The following is an 18993-nucleotide window of genomic DNA, read 5'->3' on the forward strand; positions in this document are numbered from 1 at the left end:
TCGCAATGCCGGCGGCCCGAGGACTATCATGCTCGCCCAACCGGAGGATCTCCCCAGCATGAACACCCCGACCTTGCTCGTCTTCTCGCTCGTGGCGCTGATCGCCATCGCCACCCCCGGCCCCACCGTGCTCCTGGCCCTGGCCAACGGTTCGCGCTTCGGCGTGCGCCGCGCGCTGCCCGGCATGCTGGGCGCGGTTGCCTCCGACTTCGTGCTCGTGGGCGCCGTGGCGCTGGGCCTGGGCGCCTTGCTGGCCGCCTCGGAGTTCTGGTTCTCGGTGCTCAAGTGGGTGGGCGCGGCCTACCTGGCCTGGCTGGGCTTTCGCTTGCTGCGTTCGCAGGGCGGGCTCGATCTCTCGCAGCAGGGCGCGGCCGACGGCCGCGGCAGCCCGCGTGCCATCTTCGCCAGGTCCTTCCTCGTGGCCGTCACCAACCCCAAGGGCTACCTGTTCTGCTCGGCGCTGATGCCGCAGTTCATCGACCCCGGCGCGCCGCAGTGGCCGCAGTACGCGGCCATCAGCATCGTGTTCGCGGGCTTGGACTTCTCGGTGATGCTGGCCTATGCCGTGATCGGCGCGCGCGCCGTCAAGCTCCTGCGCCGGCGCGCCGTGCTGTGGCTGGACCGCTGCTGCGGCGGTGCCCTGCTGGCCCTGGCCGGCTCGCTCGCCTTCTACCGCCGCAGCGCAAGCTGAGCGGCATTCCTCCCTCTCCCGCCGGCGGGAGAGGGCCGGGGTGAGGGGGGTCACCCTTCCTCGAGCTCGAACGCCTCCACCTGCCGGCCGTCGATATCGGCAAACCCGTACTCCCGCGCAAGGTCCGCCACCCGGTGCACCGCGCCGCTTTTCCCCAACACCCGCGCATCCCCCGCCAGCGCCACCGCAGCCCGCCCCAGATAGCGCGGCGATTCCGTGCGCGCCAGCGCAGGCCGCTCCTGCCAATGCGCCTCGTCCGTCTTGTGCCCCATCAGAACGAACTCCGTGCGCATCCATCCCGGCGATACCGCCAACGAGGCGACCCCATGCGGCCGCAGCTCCTGCGCCATCCCGAAAGCCAGCCGCGTCATGCTCGCCTTGGCCAGGTCGTAGAACAGGTTGCCGTGCAGATAGCGGTCCCGGTCCCAGAAGGTCGTCGTCACGATCAGCCCGCGCTTGCGCTTCACCATCATCGGCGCCGCAAAGCGGCTCGCCAGCAGGTGGTTGCGCACGCCGCGGTCGAACATCGAGTCCCAGTTCGCGAGCGGGTGCTCCCAGAAGGGCGCATCGAACACCCCGTTGAAGGTCTCGTGCCCGCCCCAGGCGTTGTTCACCAGCAGGTCGATGCGGCCGGCTTCGCGCTGCACGCGCTCGAACAGCGCCGCCACCTCGTCCTCGCGCGTGTGATCGCAGCGCAGCGCGATGCCGCGGCCACCCATGCGCGTGACCTCCTCGGCCGTCTCGTCGATGCTGCCGGGCAGGGCGCCGCGCCCGGCCAGGCCCAGCAGTTGCCCATAGGTATCGGGTTGCTGCTCGCGCGTGCTGCGCCCGGTCACATACACGGTCGCGCCCGCCGCGCCCAGCTCCTGGGCGATGCCACGCCCCGCGCCACGGCTCGCGCCGGTCACTACCGCCACGCAATCCTCGAGCCTTGGTTGTTGCTGCATCCGCTGTTCCTTTCTTCCTTGTTGGTCGAGTCCGGAAACGATAGGCCGCGTTCAACCCGCCGTCTTGGAAGAACCCGAAACCGCACGACCCAGGAACTCCGTCGGCGTCAGCCCGCACAGGGCCCGGAACTCGTTGACCAGGTGCGACTGGTCGTAGTAGCCATGGTCCACCGCCACCTCCGCCCAGTCGGGCGCCGCCTGCCCGCGCAGCCCGCGCAGGCAGCCATGCAGCCGCGCCAGCCGGGCCCAGGCGCGCGGCGACAGGCCGACCTGCGCGTGGAACAGCTGTTGCAGCCGCCGCTCCCCGACGCCGACGGCCGCAGCCACCTCGCGCAGCGGACGCCGTCCGCCCGAGGCGACGATGAGTCCCGCCGCATGCGTTGCGGCCCGTTGTGCCGTGCTGGATGCGCGCGCGGCCTCGGCCAGGCGGCGCTGCAAGGCGGACTGCAGCCACGCCATGCGGACAGCATCGTCCGGCGCCTCGGCCATCCTTGCCAGCAGCTGCGCGCCTTCGCCGTGCCACAGCGCGTCCAGCGGCAGCGCGATCCCTGCCAGCTCCCCGGCCGGCAACCCCAGAAGGCCCGCCACCGCACCGGGACGCAGCGTCAGCGACACCCCGTCCACCCTTCCACGCAGGCGCACCAGCGCCGGCCCCGTCGAGGCGCCGACCACCGCCGCCGAGGGGCTGGCCGGCTCGCCCAGGTTGAAGATCAGGCGCACCGCCCCATCGGGCAGCACGCGCTCGACCACCTCCTGCCCCGCCGCGAAATCCTCCCGGCACAGCAGCACGTGCGACACATGCGCCCGCAGCGCCGCGCCCACGCGCAAGGCGCGCAGCGTGCCCGCGGGCGCGTCTGCTTCCGGTCCTTGCACCGGGTCGTCGTCGAGGCGAAGGAAAAGGCGTTCGTTCATGCAGGGCTTGCGAGGAAGGGCACGCATCATCCCGCCGAAGGCCGCAGCTGCGCAACGAAGGCGGCCGCCGGCTGCACCTGCTCACTTCGGCGTCTGTGATTCCCTGACCGGCGGGGGTGCCGCCTTCACCGATGGCGGCGCCACAGGCGGCTCGCTCGGTGGAGCGGGCGGCGGGGGCGCGAACCAGACCTCGACCGTCCTGGCCCTCGGGCGATAGGGGGCCGGCAGCGGCTCCACGGGCCAGTCGACTTGCTCGACCGCGCCCGCCAAGGCGCGAGCGCACATCACGGCATCCAGATCATGAAACCGCACCGTCGTCTTCGACACCACGGGCGGGCTGGCGAAGCCGCGTGAGTGCGCCGTGGCCACCACGTCCTCGATCGGCGGGAGCTTCGCGCCGAGGCGTCCCCAGCCTGCGGCGTAGCCCTCCGCAGTCGCGCGTTGTTCCGGCCGGTAGATCAGCCGGAAGAGCGAGATGTCGCTGCACGGTCCCCCACCCGGGGCCGGCGCGGCGGTAGCGCCGGCGGGCGGCAAGCTGTTCAGCAGCCCCGCGAAGCGCCCCGTGAAGCTGCACGCCGGCCGCGGCAGCACGCCCATGTTCAAGGCCCGCCTTTGGGCGTCTTCCCGCTCGGCCACCACGGGATCGCAAGGATGGGCATTCGTGGCGTTGCCCGCCCCCGTGTAGTCGTAGATCCAGTAGCGCGGCGGCGGCTTGACGCTGATGACCTCCGGCCCCGGCGCGAGGCAGGTTGCACGGCTGCCCGCATCCCGGCCTTGCGCCGCGTACAGCAGCGCGCCGCAGGCGGCGGGCTTGTCGCCGGGGATTGCCGCGCAGAGTTCGCGCGCCGCGCTGTCGATGCGCACCGCCAGGTCGGAGCGCGCGAACCAGTCGGCGCCACCGGCGGGGCAGAGACTGTCCGCGGTGCGCAGCAATGCGGCAGCCAGCGTGTTCGCCGCCGCCGGCCTCTCTTCGTCCTTGGCCGCCGCGGCCTGGGTCCACAGCTGCGTGAGTTCCCTCATCGCGCCGCGCTCGTCCGTGCTCTGCCTGGCATAGCTGCTCTTGGTCGACTCGATGGCCTGCCACGTCGCCACGCCCACCGTTGCTGCCGCGCTGAGGCTGAGCGTCGCGCCCACGGCCGTCACACCGCTGGCTGCCGTGGCAATGCGCGCTCCGATGCGTCCGTTGCCGGCCGTCGTCGAGGCCAGAGCGGCGGGCGCGGCCGCCTTTGCCGCCACGAAAGGCGAGCACTCGTCGTCCTCGAACCAGGCGTCTGCATTCGCCAGCAGGGCTTCGATGAACACGCGATCGAGGTGCTGGCCCAGGAAGCTGCCCAGATGAAAGTAGCTTTCCCACTGCGCTTCGGAGAAGAACTGGTCCGATGTCGCCTGCTGCGGAAACTCCGCGTACTGCCGCTTGAAATTCATCAGGTCGACCGGCAGTCCCGCGCACACGTTCGGCTTGATCACGATCAGGATGCCGGTGCTCGCGCGCTCATCCGCGTACTGCACCTTCGCCAGCGCGAGGCAAGCGCTGCTCGTCGCCGATTCCAGATCGTCCAGGGAACCGAAGCGGTCCAGTGCCGCGGGCCGGGGAGCCGCCGGAGCCACCCGCCGCGCGGTCCTGAAGCGCCGCGGCGAGGCGGCCGTTGCGCCTGCCGTCTCGCCGGCCTTCGGCTTCTGGAACAGGATCTCCGCCTGCAGGTCGATGCGCGCCTTGCGCACCAGGTTCTCGAGGTCCTCGAAGCGGTACTGCGGGTCCGCCCCGCAATCGGCGATCACGATGACCTGCGCGCGCTCGGCGAGCAGCACATAGGCTGCCGTGTTCTCGAAATGCCCGCCGTCCGTCAGGAACCAGTCGTCCTTGTCCGTGCCCTTGAAGACGCCGAAGGTCTCGTTGAGCACGCCGCGCGACTTGGCCCCGAGGTGGTACGGCGTCGTGATGCACCCCGTGCGCGCGGAGCGGTCCCACCAATAGCCCAGCCGCACGCCCGCGAAAGTGGCGAGCGCGGAGATGCCGCCACGCGTGCGCCCGCCCAGGCCCGGCGCCACCGCCGCGCCGGAGATCGCCGCCCAGTTGCCCAGGCTCAGCGCCCCGGGCCCGGTGAGGTCTTCCCACTCGCCCTGCGAGGCCTTGCGCAGCCCGCCCGACGCGACCGACAACGCCAGACCGCGGCGGTCCTGGTTGAACAGCCCGCCGCGCGGATCGCGGGTCTGGTTGATGCACACGTTGAGGATATGGATCGGCCCGCCCTTCTCCTGGGGCCGGTAGGCGTCCAGCGCGATGTCGTCATCGGCGTGGACGTCGTCGATCGAAGCGATCTTGTGGTCGGTGCGCAGCACCTGCGGCACGCGATCCAGCGCCGTGAGCGGCGGCACGGCAGCGTCGCTGGTGAAGCGCGCACCGTTCGCCGCGCCCAGATAGCTGCGCACGATGCGCGCCTTGTAGAAGGCATGCAGCGACGAGACGTTCAGAAACTCGACGTTCTTGCCCGTCAACAGCAGGAAGCCGAGCACCGGCACGGCCAGCATCAGGCAAGCCATCCAGGCGCTGCCGTAGGAAATCCCCTCGGGCGTGAAGAGCGCGCCCAGCACCATCTTGTGCGCCAGCGAAGCCCACCACACGCACAGCAGGAAGACCAGCGCATAGCCCAGAAACCGCCCCACCGCCAGCGCCACGCTCGTGCTCGGGCTCGAGGGCAGCAGCTTCGAGGCCAGCGGCAGCACCGCGCGGATCACGGCCGCGGCGATGGCCAGCCACAGGCCGGCCACGCCCTGGCCCGTCTCGGTGAGCGGCTCCAGCTCGAAAGCCAGGAACCATGCGCAGCGGTCGATCAGCCCCACCAGCACGATGGCGCTGAACAGCTCGAAGGTCTTGGCCAGCGCCCGCGTCACATAGGTGCGTGCGGCCTCCGGGCGCAGGGCGCCCTGGTCCCTGGATCGCCACAGGAAGTTGGCTGCCACCGGCATCGCCGCAAGCCACAGCACGAGCAGTGCGATGGTGATGGCGAGCAAGGTGTTCCTGAGCACCTGCCCCACCGGATGATGGTTGCCTTCGAACTGCAAGTACCACCAGCACAGCCCCCAGGTCAGGGCCAGGCTTCCCACCCACGCCGCGACCAGCCAGTACCACTTGGTCTCGTCCACCCACGGGATGGCCCAGTAGGCTGCCGCCCGCCAGGCGCCCACCATGAACACCAGCGGAAGCGCCAGCCACACCACCGGAATCCACAGCGGCGCCCAGCCGGGCAGGTCTTGCAGCAGCGCGAACACCGGATCGGAGGCGGCCGTGCCCAGCGCCGCCAATCCCTGCCAGGCATGCAGGATCACCACGTCGAGCACGAGCGCGAAGGTCAGCACGATCAGCGCGAACTCGAAGTGGATCGCGACCAGGTTGCGGACGAACAGCGCCGCCACGAACAGCGTGTCGCGCGTGCCGCGCGGGATCAGGTAGCGCCCGTTCGCCCGCAGCCACCAGGCGAACCAGCCGGCCTGTATCTCGCCGAGTGCCCGCTGCACCCTGAACATGTCCGTGCGCCGCGTGCCGCGCGAGAACAGCCGCCCCAGCATGCTGCCGATGTACCCGCCGCCCGATACCGTCGACAGCAGATCGAAGCGCAGCAACAGCCGGTTGCGTGCCAGGCTGCGCAGCAGCCCGAAGCAGAAGGTCGCGCTGCGAATGCCGCCGCCCGACAGCGCCAGGCCCCAGAGGGCCGAGCCGTCTGCGGGAAGGTTGCGAATGCCCAGGGCCCGGCGGCGGGCCGTGACTTGCTCAAGCAGCTTGCTCACGGGTGCTTCCCTCCAGGGTGGCCGCCTGGCAGGAGTCGTCGTTGTCGGTTCGAGCGCAGGCGCGCGCCGAGTATCTCAGTTGGCCGGCGCGCTTGAAAGCCCGGATCTCACTCGCGTGGAGGAGAGAAGAATGCCGTCATGCCCCGGCTGCCTACTGCCGAGCCGCATCCGCCGCGGGCGGCGGTTCGTCGTCGCGCAGCCAGGCATCGAGCAGCGTGTACGACACCGCCAGCATCACCGGCCCCACGAAGATCCCGACCAGTCCGAAGCCCAGCAGTCCGCCGATCACCCCCGCGAAGATCAGCACCAGCGGCAGGTCGGCGCCGCGGCGGATCAGCAGCGGGCGCAGGAAGTTGTCCATCGTCCCCACGATGATGGTCCACACCAGCAGGAAGATGCCCCAGCCCGTGTTGCCGCTCCAGAACACCCAGATGGTCGCCGGCGCCAGCACCAGTGTGGGCCCGACCTGCACGATGCACAGCATGAACATCACGGCCGTGAGCAGCGCCGCGAAGGGCACCCCCGCGATCGCCAGCCCGACCCCGCCCACCACGGCCTGGATGATCGCCGTCACCCCCACCCCCAGCGCCACGCCGCGGATCGCCTTGCCGGCCAGCACCACCGCATCTTCGCCGCGCTGCCCGCCCAGCTTGAAGCCGAAGCGCCGCACCACCGCTGCCGCCGACTCGCCGCCCGCGTACATCATCCCGGCGATCACCACCGTGAGCAGGAACTGCAGCGTCAGCGCCCCCAGCACGCCGGCTTGCGCGAGCACGAACGACGTGACCTGCCGGAAATAGGGCGTGACCTGCGCCTCCAGCCCCGACACCCCGGCGGCCACCAGCTCGCTCCAGGCCTCCGTCAGCCGCTTGCCGACCAGCGGCAGGCGCTGCACCCAGCCGGGCAGCGCGGGCGGGCCCTGGCTGATCAGCTTGCGCACCCAGTTGACGACTTCCTCCGCATTGGAAGCAACGGTGGTGATCGCGAGGGTGAGCGGCAGCACGAACAGCAGCAGCAGGATCACGACCATCACCAGCACCGCGAGGCTGCGGCGCCTCCACAGCCGGGCCTGGATCCAGAGGAAGGCGGGCCAGGTGGCGACGACGAGCATGGCGGCCCAGATCGTGGCGCCCAGGAAGGGGCGGAGGATCCAGAGCGAGGAGGTGATGAGCAAGACCAGCGTGAGTACGACGAAAGTCGTCTTGGCGAGGTCGGGGCGGGCGACGGACATGAATGGGAGGCGAGTGCGGCTCGCAGCAGTGTGCGCACGGGCGATGGCGCATTGTGCGGCCTGTGGTGTGCCCGCGAGCCGCCCTGCCTTTCGGCCGATTGATGCCGACGCGCGAAGGGATCATCATGCGTCGCCCCTGAACCGCGAGGAGGTGTGCGATGAAGATCGAACGCATCGAGATTCACTTGATCCGCGTGCCCTTCGACATGGGCGCAGCGCCCACGGCCTTTGCCGGCATGAACTGGACTTCCGTCGATTCCCTCTTCGTGCGCGTGCGCACCGATGCGGGGGTCGATGGCTGGGGCGAGGGCTGGGGGCACGTGGCCTGCCCCATCACCAGCGCCGCGCTGGCCGGCCTGGTCGGCCCGGCCTTCATCGGACGCGACCTCACCGACCGATCGGCATTGATGGCCGAGATGGCCCATCGCTTCCACATCCATGGCCGAAGCGGCCCGGTGGTGTACGCGCTCTCCGCCATCGAGATCGCGCTGTGGGACATCGCCGGCAAGCTCGCTTCGCAGCCCATCGCCACGCTGCTCGGCGGCGCACCGCGTGAACTCGATGCCTATGCGAGCCTGCTGCGCTACGCCGAGCCAGCGTTGCTGGCCCAGGCCGTCGAGCGCGCGGTGGGCCAAGGCTTCAGGCACATCAAGCTGCATGAGGTGCGCCTCGACACCGTGCGTGCGGCGCGGGCTGCGTGCGGCGATGCGGTGTGGCTCGCGCTGGACACCAACTGCCCCTGGAGCGTGTCGCAGTCCATCGAGCAGGCGCGCGCGCTCGAATCCGTGCGCCTGGCTTGGCTGGAAGAGCCGGTGTGGCCGCCTGAGGACTTCGCCGGGCTGGCCCGCGTGAGAGCCTCGGCGGCCATGCCCATCGCCGCAGGCGAGAACGTCGCAGGCATCCATGAGTTCGGGGCCATGCTGCGCGCGGGGGCGGTGGATATCTGCCAACCGAGCGTGATCAAGTTCGGCGGGATCGAGGCGGTGGCGCAGGCGGTGACGCTGGCCCGCACGCATGGCATCGACTATGTGCCGCATTGCTTCTACTTCGGGCCGGGCTACCTGGCTTCGCTGCACCTGGCGGCGGCGTTTGCGCCGGGGGTGGCGTTCGAGTTGTTCTTTGGGGAGTTGGAGGCGAGTCCGTATCACGAGGCGGTGCGGGCGCGGGAGGGCAGGGTGGCGGTGCCGGCGGGGCCTGGGCTGGGAGTGGAGCCGGATATGGCGGTGATCGAGCGGTATCGGGTCGGGGCGCCTGTGGTCATCGAGGCCTGATCTCGATGTCTTGCCGGCGGTGCTCACCGCTAGGGGCCTGGCTGTACTCACAGAGAAAAATCTTCAACCGAGATCGGTACTTGTTGGCGCTTCGGCCAGCGGCCGACCCGCATGCAGGACGCCCAGCCTTGTGGTCCATGCGGTTGCTGCCCAGAATTCGCGAGCTGACGCGACATCTTCGATTCGCGGATCGCCTGAAAGCTTGCGTCACTGCGTAGCTGAAGCCGTCGTCGGTGAAGGAGGCCTCTGAAACGGCGGTGAGCTGGGGGTCTCTGAGGCAAGTCCGCGCGTCGGAGCCGACGTCGCATCAACAACAAGAACGAGGAGACGCGCGTGCCGAAACGCAGAAGATCCAGCCCGCTGGACGACATGATTGAGCTGGTGTCGATGCTGCCCTGGTGGGTGGGTCTCTCGATGGCGCCAGTCTCCTACTTCCTCTTGCATGGCTGGGCGGTACGCTCCGCGGCCGAGATGGCGACCAAGCCGCAGCTCACTTCAGGCCTCTACTACGGATTGGCCACTGTCGGCCAGTTCCTGTTGCCCTTGGTCTGCCTTGTCGGCGCGGCCGTGTCGGCATGGCGACGCCACCAGAGACGAGCGCTGGCAGACAACGTGACGGCTGCGAAGTCCGCAGACGTGCTCGAACGCATGGACTGGCGCGAGTTCGAGTTGCTGGTGGGCGAGGGCTTCAGGCGCAAGGGCTTTCATGTCGAAGAACTGGGCGGTGCTGGCGCCGACGGCGGCGTCGATCTCGTTCTGCGCAAGGGCGGAGAGAAGCACCTGGTGCAATGCAAGCAATGGCGCGCCTACAAGGTCGGCGTGCAGGTCGTGCGGGAACTCTATGGGGTCATGGCTGCAAGCGGTGCCGCCGGCGGGTTCGTGGTGACCTCGGGGCGCTTCACGGACGACGCGCGCGAGTTTGCCAAGGGGCGCAATGTCGAACTGATGGGTGGCGATGCGCTCTTCGAGTTGATCCGGTCGGCACGGGCTGGCGGGCGGGGCGGCGAGCGATCAGGAAGCGCTGAAGTCGAGAGCCGGCCTGAAGCGGAGGACAAGAGTCGCGCTTCGGCACCCGCGTGCCCCCGCTGCGCAGGACAGATGGTCCGAAGGACCGCGACGAAGGGCGCGCGCGCAGGCGAGTCGTTCTGGGGCTGTGCCGCGTTTCCCAGATGCCGGGGTACGGCATGAATGACAGCCGAGGTCGGCTATGAAGAAGCTGATCGTTCTGGCGATCGTGTGCCTGATCGGATGGAACGCGTACTCGCACCACGAGGAGCGCCGTCAAGCCAGTCACTCTTCTGCTCCTGAGACCGTATGGAGCCCCACATCGAGCAGTCGACTCACGGCCGAGAGTCCATCGTTCAAGTGCGATGGCCGAACGCGTTGCTCGCAGATGACTTCATGCGCAGAGGCAACGCACTTCTTGAAGAACTGTCCTGGGGTGAGGATGGATGGGAACAACGATGGGGTGCCGTGCGAGCAGCAGTGGTGTCGGTGAGTGCGGTCGAAGGTCTTCAATGCAGCGGGAGCGGTCGTTCGGCTTATCCTCGCGGACTGGCGTAGACGGCCAGGAGCGGTCCGTCGTTCTTGCGGCGTATGGCTGTCGCTCGACCTGGGCGACGGGCCTATGGCATAGCGTCGGCCCTCCAACTGTGAGGTCCGAAAGCAGACTCTCGGTGGCGGCGGACAAGTGAACGTGATCTTGGCCAACGTGCATTCCCATGGCGGCGCCTCGACGGCCCGTTTGCGCTTGGATACTAAGGAGCGCATGATGCTTTGGCGCGCACGACGCAGTCTTTCTGCACCGTGACGGTAGGCTCCAATCGAGGAACACAATGGCGAGCGCCCCAATCCTGCCAAAACTTTCAGCAGTTCTGCTCGCGGCATGCATGGCCGACGCCGCGCAAACTCAGACTGTGCAAGAGATCTCAGGTGCCGCTCTGGTTGAACTGGTCAGCGGGCGAACCTGGGGACTCTCAATCTATGGGACCCCGGAACGCCCTTCGCACACCAACCTCTTTGACTTTCGCAAGGACCGGTCGGTGTGCGCGAGAGCAGTTGGGAGCAAGCATACGGACAAGTGCGCGGACCAGGGCAAATGGGAAGTTAAGAACAACGTGCTCTGCTGGGAACTGACATGGATGGGTGCTGAGTCAGGCTTGAAGGCTTCCTGCGTGTCCGTGAGACAGGTTGCCGGCAACCGGTTTGAACTGAGAAGCGAGAAGACGCCGGACCTGGTGTTCGCCGTAATGCAGGTCATGTGAGACTCGACGCGACAGTTCCATTCTCGACTCCCCGCAGCGACGCTGGTGCGGTAGATGAGTCAAAGCCGTGGAGGTTCAGCGCTCCACCGCGCTCTGCATTGAGCGTCAAGGCCTTCAAGCGGAGTCCCGGCATCCCTCGAACTTGGCTCTTGCGGATGCGACGGTTCACGATCGCGAACTGGAACTGTCGGCCATCACCATTCAATGTCAATGCCAAAAAGCAGCCGCTCGACGCCGCTCTCGACCCATCAGAGACATTCTCTTCGCTGAATTGGTCGACGCAAAGCAGGCGGCCCAGCGTGACGAGTAGGCGAGGGGCAGGTAGGCGCGACGACCATACCTAGGCGCCGGTCGACGCTCGAGCGAAACGCCTGCGGCCGGGGGCCCACGGGCGAGAAGCAGCCGCAAGGTGAGACACGGTGGCGGATGTCGGTTACAAGCTTGGAATGCCATGGACCCTGACCCGGGTCGCAGGCGCGCCCGTTCCATCCGATGGAGTAAGCACATGCCATTCGTCACCGAAAACGTCCTGGGCAGCATCGGCAATACGCCGCTGGTCGAATTGCGCAAAGTGGTGCCGGCAGGATGTGGGCGGGTGTTCGCCAAACTGGAATGGGCCAATCCGACCGGCAGCATGAAGGACCGGATGGCTGCGGCGGCGATCCGCAGTGCGGAGGCCGACGGTCGGCTGCAAGCCGGCGGCACTGTCGTCGAATACACCGCCGGTACGACGGGCATCTCGCTGGCGCTGGTCTGCGCCGCCAAGGGCTATGGCCTCGAGATCGTCTTTTCGGACGCCTTCAGTGACGAGAAGCGCCGCACCATGCAGGCCTTCGGCGCCCGCATTACGGACGTGTCGAGTGACAACCAGCAGATCACCGAGGCGCTGATCAAAGCCATGATCGACACGGCCGCCGAGATCAGCCGCCGGCCCGGGCACTGGTACTGCGACCAGCTCAACAACCACGATGCGACCCAGGGATACCTACCGCTCGGGGAGGAAATATGGCGTCAGACCCAGGGCGAGATTACCGCCTTTGTGCACTCTGTCAGCACGGCGCACTCGATCCATGGCGTCACGAAGGCGCTGTGGCGGCACGATCCGAAAATCCGGGTGGTAGCGGTCGAGCCGGCCGAGTCCGCGGTGCTGTCGGGCGGGCCTTCCGGTTCGCACAAGATCGAGGGCATCGGCATCGGCTTCATCCCGCCGCTGTGGCGTCCAGACCAGGTCAACGAGATCCAGCCCGTCGCCACCCGGGAAGCCAAGGAGATGACCCGGCGGCTGGCGCGCGAGGAAGGCATCTTCGGCGGCACCTCGTCGGGTGCCAATGTGGTGGCGGCGATCTGGGTCGCGCGCAGCCTGGGGCCGGGGGCCAACGTGGTCACCATCATCTGCGACTCAGGGCTGCGCTACCTGAGTACCGACGTCTATCGCGCGCCGGCTTGACCGGCACCTCGGCCCTGGCATGATCCACCACCGTCCACGGAGTCCGTCCTTGCACGCCACTACCCTCAAGCACTTCGACCAGCCCGACGAGGTGCGGACATTCCCACATGGGCGCTTCGAGATCGTTCACCTGGCCGGCGCCAGCCTTGGCCGAGCGACCTATCAGCCTGGCTGGAAATGGTCTGAACACAATTCACCGCTGGTCGGCACGGCGCTGTGCCATGCGCCTCACACCGGGGTCGTCATTTCCGGTCACGGGGTGGTGCTCTACGAAACCGGCGAGCGGCTGGACCTGCTCCCGGGGCAAGCCTTCCACATCACGTCAACGCCGCACGACAGCTGGGTCGAGGGCGACCAGCCCTATGTCTCGCTGCACCTGTTGAGTCCCCCGCCGGCATGAGCGGCACTCTCCAACCTGTCCTCTCGAAAGGGAGCATTCGAGGAGCCGTCGCATCGCCAGGTTCGAAATTGCGGTCCTCGACCTGGGTCGAGCCATCGCGTTCAATTCCGGGGTGCTCGGCGTGCCGATCAACAAGGAGGGCTGGCCGGGTTTCCGTGTTCGGCCCGGTGCCGGATACCACGACGAGATCGGCGGCTTCCTGTGGTCGCCCGAGGACGGCAATGCACCGTCGAAAGCGGGTCCACTGGTCTACCTCATCGTCGAAGGTCGTTTGCCGCAGGCCGTCGAGGCCGCGGCGGCCCATGTCGGCGAAGTGATGCGGTCCATCCACTCGATCGGCCCGCACGCTTCGCGGTTCGCGCGCATCGTGCTGGACAGCGATGGCAACCGCATCGCGCCGCACGCCCCCGCCCGGCAGACACCGACTTCTGTATCAGCGGCCCGGAACAGTGCACCCGAACCGGACCGCCACGAGCACCCGCTCTTGGCCGTTCAGTAACTTTGACGAGGGCCAGCTTCTCTTGATACTGAAAGACGGCAACGGGCCCGGACTTGCCTGCCGATCCGCTGCCGCAAATGACCGCAACCAGTCTCAAATTGTCATCCACGCGGTGGCGCTGAAGTCCGAGTTAGTCGGAACCAGCTGATTTGCTGCAGAGGCATCGAGGCATCTCAAAGGCGACACGCACTAGTCTCTGGCACTCTGCATTCCCCCCGGGCCAAACTGGTCCCATGCAGCCCGCTCCTATCGTCCGCGCCGAGCCCATGCGCCCCATGCGCCAGTTGCTGGTGCACCTTCCACGCCTTCCTTTCTCCGACAACGGCGCTGTCGACGTCACTCGTGCCTCGCCCGAGCTGCTGCGATCGGTCGCCGAGGACGCAGCATGAAATGCCGCACGCCTAACGGCGGTGTGCGGCTCAACGGGCCGGCTATTTCTTCGTCGCCCGGGTCATCAGATAGTGCTGGCGCACCACGTTGTTCTCGAAGTAGCGCGCGATGAATCCGTCGAGCTCCGCCCGGAAGGCCGCGAGTTTGTCCGGCTCATCCTTCAAGGTGGCAACCAATTTCACTACGGGGCCCAGCGTTTCCTCGATGCCCTTGCGATAGTGCTGCGGACTCAACGCAGGAAATAACATGACCGAGCGATCGAACATGATATCGGTCACGGCATCGCCGAGCCTCTGCCGGATGATGGTGGGGTCACCCCATTGCGGCGGCGGGGCTGCGCCCGGAGGCGGAGGGACGAATTTTCCGACCAGCGCGAACATCTGCCCCACGTAGTGTTCCGGCGGCCACGTGGAAAACGCAATGGTGCCGCCCGGCTTGAGCACACGCAGCATCTCAGAGATGGTGATGTCCGGCCTCGGCGCGAACATGTGACCGAACTGGCTGACCACTGCATCGAAAGTCGAGCTCTCGAAGGGCAGAGCTTCGACGTCGCCCTCGCTGAATTCAATCTCGACGCCGGCAAGCGCCGCATGCTGCCTGCCGTGCTGGATCAACACCGGAGAAAGGTCGAGCGCGTGGACCTTCGCACCTGCGCGCGCTGCAGTCAGCGCCACCACGCCGGTGCCGCAGCCAACATCGAGCACGACCTGCTCCGCCCTTATGCGCGCGTGTCTGACGAGTTCAGCTGCCGTCGCCGTGGTGACGGCTTCGAGCGGCGCGAAGAGCGACCATCCTTCTCGCTGGACGGCCTTAAGCTGAGCAAACGGATCGTTTGACACTGGCGAACTCCTCTTTGAAGCGGCGACGGAGACAACGATTGTTTACCTTCGGCCGCAGCCTTGCAAGAAACCAAGAGTCACGTTCCCTTTTTGCTTACGAACCATCCGGCCTCATGTCCGCTGGGTCGGACGCACCATTTCATAGCAAGCGCCGTTCTATTCCTTGATGGTGAATGACCGTTTGGGGCATCCATGAGCAAGGGGACCATGCCGACCCACCATGCTCCCCCGCTTGTGCCTCCCCGCCCATTGCGGAACAATGCTCGCCCGACTTGCACGCAGCGCTCGAAAAGCGCCGTTCGACAAGGCGGCACGCACCGCATCGCGGGCTCCTGGCCCGAAGGGAGGTTGTGATGACGAAGTGGTCCCGAGCCCCCGCAGCCCTCCTGCTCGCCCTCGCCTGCGCCACCACCGCCGGCATCCTCGAAGGCGTGGGCTCGATCCATCCGATGCCGCAGCTCTGGCTGGACCGCAACCGCGACCTCAAGAGCGACGTGATCCTGCCCTCCACGCTGTTCAACAAGATGAAGGGCTGGAGCTGAAGGCCGAGGCGGGCAGGCATCATGAAGAAGACCGGTGTACTCGCGATCGCAGGCCTTGCCCTGGCCGGGCTCGTGTGGGTGGTGTTCGGGTGGCAGCAGTCTCCCGCACCAACGGCGCAGCGGCAGGAATCGCCCGGGTCCGCCTCCCGCGGGAGCGATCAAGGCGCATCCGCCGCAGCGGCCGCCGGCAGGTACGCGGCAGCGATCACCATCGCCAGGAACACGCCGGACCCTCAGAACCCGCTGGTCGCGTACGTCCCCAAGCCCGGCATCGCGGGCCGCAACGAGCTCGACCGGATCTTCGCCCAGGGAGTGCCGCTCACCACGCAGTCTGCATTGGCCGCGCGTGCCTTGTTGCAGCGCGGGCTCAGCGACGATGAAAAGATTGCGCTGGCCCGCATCCTCGCCCGCCTGTATGCGCCGGACGACCCGACCGGCTACAACGCCGAACTCCTGCTCGACCTGCGTGGCCTGATGGCGGACGCCAACAAACAGGTGGCGCGATCGGCCGTGCTGAGCTTCTCGCGCCTGGGCTATCTGCCCGGCTCCGATGCGGTGCTGAAGGACGCGTTCGACAAGAAGATCCTCGGGCCCGACGACTACTACGGCGAACTGGCGCACATGGCGCCGCTGGCGCCCGCGCGCTTGCAGGACGAGCTGCTGTCCACCGTGCGCGCCTCGTCCAATGGCTATGCGGCCGACATCCTGGCGCATGCGATCAACGACAACCCGAAGGTGCTGACCAGCTACTCCGCCCACGCGCTCGGCGAGATCATCGAGCTGCTGGGCCGGACCGAGCCGCGCTTCCCGCCGGCCACCGGCGAGTTCGGGCTCACGGATGCGGTGCGCTACGCCAACTGGCTGCGCGCCACCGCGCAGCTCGAAAACCGCATCCACGGGATCGATCCTGAGCGCGCGATCGTCGACCGGCTCGGCCTGCCCGGAACCGATCCACGCAAGATCACGGCCTATCTGTTGACGTCCGAGGCGGCCCCGCTGCTGGCGGGCGCGCGCCTCGGCTCGCCGGCGAGCAGCCTGGTCGCCGTGTCCAACCAGTACGCGGCGCAGCACCCGGGGAACAGGAGCCTTCAGGCGGCTGCGCAGGAGATCGCGCAGAGGAGTGCAAGGGCCAAGGGCACGGGCCGCTAGGCGCAAACGCTCAATGCCGATGGCCGCCCGCCCGTGCGCGGCGGTAGTGCTCGCCGAGCACGTCGCGCCCCCAATCCCCTTCGAAGTCGCGCCACACGTTGTGGATGTGGTTGCCGCCCGAGTTGTCCCACTCGATCAAGAAGCGTGCGCCCTGGATGCGCCAGTAGTGCGGCTGGCCGCGCTCGGTGGCGCCGGCCCATCCGAAGCGAATGCTGTCCAGGCCACCCGCCCGCACGCGCTCCAGCCGCTGCTGCGCCAACGACGCTTCCGCCACCGAGGCCAGCGACTCGACGATGCGCAGCAGCAAGGCCTGCTGCGCGGCGTCCATGGCGTTGAAGGCCACGCCCACGGGTGCCAAGGGGTCCAGCTGCGCGGCATTGCGCGTGACGATGTCCCCGAACGGCCGCTCGCTGAAGATGGCCTGCCGGCGCTGCGCGGGCGAGAGCGCGGCCAGCAGCGCAAAGGCGCGGTCTTCCTCCTCGCCCAGCGCGCGCTGGTCCTTGCGCGGGCCCTTGCTGCCGATGTCGCGCGGCACCTGCGCCGGATTGGCGCCCAGGAACTGCGGCAGCGTGGCCACGACCTGGCCGTCGGCCAGCGTGAAGTGCAGCGAGAGATGGTGCCCTTCGATGCGCCAGCCCCAGGGCGAAGCCGCGTCCGGCGTGCCGAACAAGGCAAGGGCGTAGTTCTCCGGATCGCGCGAGAGCCCAAAGGTTTCGAGCTCGCGCAGCGCGATATCCAGGGCGATGATGGCCTGCACCTTGACCAGGCCCGGCTGCGACAAGGCCGCGGCCAGCAACTGCTGCGCGGCCTGGCGCTGCGCGTCTTCCATGGCCTTGAACGCAATGCCGGGACGGCTGCGCGGCGTGTAGTGCCAATCGCCGCGCGCCTCCAGCGTGAACGGACGCAGCAGCTCGGACCGCTGTGCCGCCGGGGTTGCCTCCAGCAGCGCGCGCGCAGCGGCCGTCATCGCCTGCGCCGCGCGGCTGGTGTCGGCCGCCGCGGCGGCCGGGGGCGCCACGGTGAGCAAGGTCCAGCAGCTCATCCAGGCGGAGAGAGAGCGCAGCAGCATGGTGGTTCCTTGTGCATGAGTCGACCCGTCGACAGGTTCGAGAATGCCCGAGTCGCGACGATGCGTCGAGGTTGTCGAACCACGCTGACAGACGAAGCGTGCTTCATGCGGAAGGCTATCCGATCCAAAGGAGCATATGCATGGAAACACAGGAGTTGCACCGCGGCCGCTTGATCGACCACCTCCAGCTCGTCGTGAAGGACCTCGCCGCAAGCCGGGCCTTCTACGAGGCTGCCTTCGAAGCGCTGAAGATCCCGATGGCCGGCAGTGGCGAGGACTATTTCTGGGCCGATGAGCTCTTCGTTTCGACCGCCAGCAGCAAGGCCGCCAACGGCCAGCTGACCGGACGCCACCACCTGGCTTTCCAGGCCCAGGACGAGGCGATGGTCGATGCCTTCTACAAGGCCGTGCTCGCGCATGGCGGCAGGGACAACGGCGCACCGGGCAAACGCTCGTATCACCCGGGCTACTACGCCTGCTTCGTGCTGGACCCCGACGGCAACAACATCGAGGCCGTGTTCCACGGCGAGGCCCAGCGCAGCGCGCCCTCGGTCAAGGTCACTTTCTGATCCTGGGCATCGCGCGCGACTCAGCCCCTGGCCGCCTGCGCAGGCTCCGGCCCGCGTCGAAAGCTGATCGCCAGCCGGTTGAAGGCGTTCATCAGGCCGATCGCGATGGTGAGGTCGGCGAGTTCCTTGTCACTGAACACGGACGCGGCGGCCTCGAACGCGTCGTCCGGCACATGCGTGTCGGCCACGCGCGTCACCGATTCGGCCCACGCCAGCGCCGCGCGTTCGCGCTCGCTGAAGAGGTCGCCGGCTTCCCGCCATGCCTGCACCAGGGCGAGCTTCTGAACCGACACGCCCTTCTTCGAGAGGTCGCGGGTGTGCATGTCCAGGCAATAGGCGCAGCCGTTGATCTGGCTGATGCGCAGGTACATGAGCTCGACGAGCACGTCCTCGAGGCCCGATTGGGCGATGTAGCCGTACACGCTGCCGAAGGCCTTGACGCCGCCCGGAGATGCTTGGGTGTAGTCCAGTCTCATGGTTCGCTCCTCGGTCATTCGTTGGTGGTTAGCGGGTGGTCGCCGCTGTCCACGACGAACACGGCCAGCAGCTTGGCGGGCTTCGTGTTGCTGGCGTTGCGGCTCACGGGATGGCGCGAGCCCGGGTCCTCGTGGAAGCTTTCGCCGGCCTTGTAGACGCGCTCGGGGCCGTCGTCGACCTTGCTGGCGATGCTGCCCGAGACCACGTAGGCATAGATGAACGCGGACTTCGAATGGACGTGCGGAAGCGAAGCCCCGCCTGGCGGGTAGAGCACTTCCAGCGCGATGAGCGACTTGCCGGGAACGTTGGCGATGGGGCGGTCGAAGTTCGGCTTCACCGTGTCGCCGGCGCCGTGTGCGGCCGCGGTGGCGGCGAAGGCCGCGCCGGTGGCGAAGAGGAGGGGGAGAAGAAGGCGTCGGAGTTTCATGGGTCGGTTTCCTGGGTTGGGAGCCTCGATGGTGCGCTCCGGTTGGTCCAGGGAAAAGACCTGAAAAGTCGAAATCGGGATGT

At 67.9% G+C, this 18993-nt stretch carries 20 protein-coding genes; 12 read left to right on the plus strand and 8 right to left on the minus strand.

All coding sequences use genetic code 11. From position 1 onward, the window contains the following. Positions 1 to 58: 58 nt before the first annotated feature. Positions 59 to 691: a LysE family translocator gene (locus tag AC3A6Y_RS07555; RefSeq protein WP_487867570.1), complete on the plus strand. Its 633-nt coding sequence runs from the start codon at positions 59 to 61 to the stop codon at positions 689 to 691. 50 nt (positions 692 to 741) lie between these two features. Here AC3A6Y_RS07555 and AC3A6Y_RS07560 read toward each other — a convergent pair whose 3' ends face one another. The 4 genes from AC3A6Y_RS07560 to ydiK form a co-directional block, all read right to left on the minus strand. Beyond that, on the minus strand, positions 742 to 1638 hold the full coding sequence (locus tag AC3A6Y_RS07560; protein WP_487867571.1) for an SDR family oxidoreductase: 897 nt from the start codon (positions 1636 to 1638) through the stop codon (positions 742 to 744). 51 nt (positions 1639 to 1689) lie between these two features. Next, on the minus strand, positions 1690 to 2550 hold the full coding sequence (locus tag AC3A6Y_RS07565; RefSeq protein ID WP_487867572.1) for a helix-turn-helix domain-containing protein: 861 nt from the start codon (positions 2548 to 2550) through the stop codon (positions 1690 to 1692). Between the two features lie 81 nt (positions 2551 to 2631). Continuing rightward, on the minus strand, positions 2632 to 6336 hold the full coding sequence (locus AC3A6Y_RS07570) for a patatin-like phospholipase family protein (protein ID WP_487867573.1): 3705 nt from the start codon (positions 6334 to 6336) through the stop codon (positions 2632 to 2634). A gap of 151 nt (positions 6337 to 6487) precedes the next feature. After that, the gene (ydiK, locus tag AC3A6Y_RS07575; protein ID WP_487867574.1) at positions 6488 to 7567 is read right to left on the minus strand and encodes an AI-2E family transporter YdiK; all 1080 of its coding nucleotides are present in this window, start codon (positions 7565 to 7567) and stop codon (positions 6488 to 6490) included. A gap of 158 nt (positions 7568 to 7725) precedes the next feature. Here ydiK and AC3A6Y_RS07580 point away from each other — a divergent pair, with 158 nt between their 5' ends. The 8 genes from AC3A6Y_RS07580 (at position 7726) to AC3A6Y_RS07615 (ending at position 13837) form a co-directional block, all read left to right on the plus strand. After that, on the plus strand, positions 7726 to 8838 hold the full coding sequence (locus tag AC3A6Y_RS07580) for a mandelate racemase/muconate lactonizing enzyme family protein (RefSeq protein WP_487867575.1): 1113 nt from the start codon (positions 7726 to 7728) through the stop codon (positions 8836 to 8838). A gap of 333 nt (positions 8839 to 9171) precedes the next feature. Next, the gene (locus tag AC3A6Y_RS07585; RefSeq protein ID WP_487867576.1) at positions 9172 to 10026 is read left to right on the plus strand and encodes a restriction endonuclease; all 855 of its coding nucleotides are present in this window, start codon (positions 9172 to 9174) and stop codon (positions 10024 to 10026) included. A gap of 19 nt (positions 10027 to 10045) precedes the next feature. Further along, positions 10046 to 10336, plus strand: coding sequence for an excalibur calcium-binding domain-containing protein (locus AC3A6Y_RS07590; protein WP_487867577.1), 291 nt, complete (start codon positions 10046 to 10048; stop codon positions 10334 to 10336). Positions 10337 to 10673: 337 nt separating this feature from the next. Further along, a complete protein-coding gene (locus AC3A6Y_RS07595; RefSeq protein WP_436295984.1) occupies positions 10674 to 11102 on the plus strand; it encodes a hypothetical protein in 429 nt (142 codons plus the stop codon). Between the two features lie 505 nt (positions 11103 to 11607). Further along, positions 11608 to 12549 (plus strand): PLP-dependent cysteine synthase family protein, encoded by a 942-nt coding sequence (locus tag AC3A6Y_RS07600; RefSeq protein ID WP_487867578.1) that lies wholly within the window; start codon positions 11608 to 11610, stop codon positions 12547 to 12549. Positions 12550 to 12598: 49 nt separating this feature from the next. Beyond that, positions 12599 to 12949, plus strand: coding sequence for a cupin domain-containing protein (locus tag AC3A6Y_RS07605; protein ID WP_487867579.1), 351 nt, complete (start codon positions 12599 to 12601; stop codon positions 12947 to 12949). A 121-nt stretch (positions 12950 to 13070) separates the two neighbouring features. Beyond that, complete coding sequence (locus AC3A6Y_RS07610) at positions 13071 to 13448, plus strand: VOC family protein (protein WP_487867580.1); 378 nt, start codon at positions 13071 to 13073, stop codon at positions 13446 to 13448. Positions 13449 to 13681: 233 nt separating this feature from the next. Continuing rightward, positions 13682 to 13837 carry a hypothetical protein gene (locus tag AC3A6Y_RS07615; RefSeq protein ID WP_487867581.1) on the plus strand — a complete coding sequence of 52 codons (156 nt, stop codon included), beginning with the start codon at positions 13682 to 13684 and terminating at the stop codon, positions 13835 to 13837. A 42-nt stretch (positions 13838 to 13879) separates the two neighbouring features. On the opposite strand, the gene AC3A6Y_RS07620 is transcribed toward AC3A6Y_RS07615, so the two are convergent. Beyond that, complete coding sequence (locus tag AC3A6Y_RS07620) at positions 13880 to 14677, minus strand: class I SAM-dependent methyltransferase (protein WP_487867582.1); 798 nt, start codon at positions 14675 to 14677, stop codon at positions 13880 to 13882. 353 nt (positions 14678 to 15030) lie between these two features. Here AC3A6Y_RS07620 and AC3A6Y_RS07625 point away from each other — a divergent pair, with 353 nt between their 5' ends. Together AC3A6Y_RS07625 and AC3A6Y_RS07630 are read left to right on the plus strand one after the other, a co-directional pair. After that, positions 15031 to 15219 carry a hypothetical protein gene (locus AC3A6Y_RS07625; RefSeq protein WP_487867583.1) on the plus strand — a complete coding sequence of 63 codons (189 nt, stop codon included), beginning with the start codon at positions 15031 to 15033 and terminating at the stop codon, positions 15217 to 15219. 21 nt (positions 15220 to 15240) lie between these two features. Further along, positions 15241 to 16368, plus strand: coding sequence for a hypothetical protein (locus tag AC3A6Y_RS07630; RefSeq protein WP_487867584.1), 1128 nt, complete (start codon positions 15241 to 15243; stop codon positions 16366 to 16368). A gap of 10 nt (positions 16369 to 16378) precedes the next feature. On the opposite strand, the gene AC3A6Y_RS07635 is transcribed toward AC3A6Y_RS07630, so the two are convergent. Next, on the minus strand, positions 16379 to 17437 hold the full coding sequence (locus tag AC3A6Y_RS07635) for a DUF3500 domain-containing protein (protein WP_487867585.1): 1059 nt from the start codon (positions 17435 to 17437) through the stop codon (positions 16379 to 16381). 140 nt (positions 17438 to 17577) lie between these two features. On the opposite strand from AC3A6Y_RS07635, the gene AC3A6Y_RS07640 reads away from it, so the two are divergent. Then, positions 17578 to 18006 (plus strand): VOC family protein, encoded by a 429-nt coding sequence (locus AC3A6Y_RS07640; RefSeq protein ID WP_487867586.1) that lies wholly within the window; start codon positions 17578 to 17580, stop codon positions 18004 to 18006. 20 nt (positions 18007 to 18026) lie between these two features. On the opposite strand, the gene AC3A6Y_RS07645 is transcribed toward AC3A6Y_RS07640, so the two are convergent. Then, positions 18027 to 18482, minus strand: coding sequence for a carboxymuconolactone decarboxylase family protein (locus AC3A6Y_RS07645; protein WP_487867587.1), 456 nt, complete (start codon positions 18480 to 18482; stop codon positions 18027 to 18029). Between the two features lie 14 nt (positions 18483 to 18496). Then, a complete protein-coding gene (locus AC3A6Y_RS07650; protein WP_487867588.1) occupies positions 18497 to 18910 on the minus strand; it encodes a cupin domain-containing protein in 414 nt (137 codons plus the stop codon). Positions 18911 to 18993: the final 83 nt, after the last annotated feature.

The organism is Variovorax sp. Soil_C_17, from assembly GCF_057657265.1.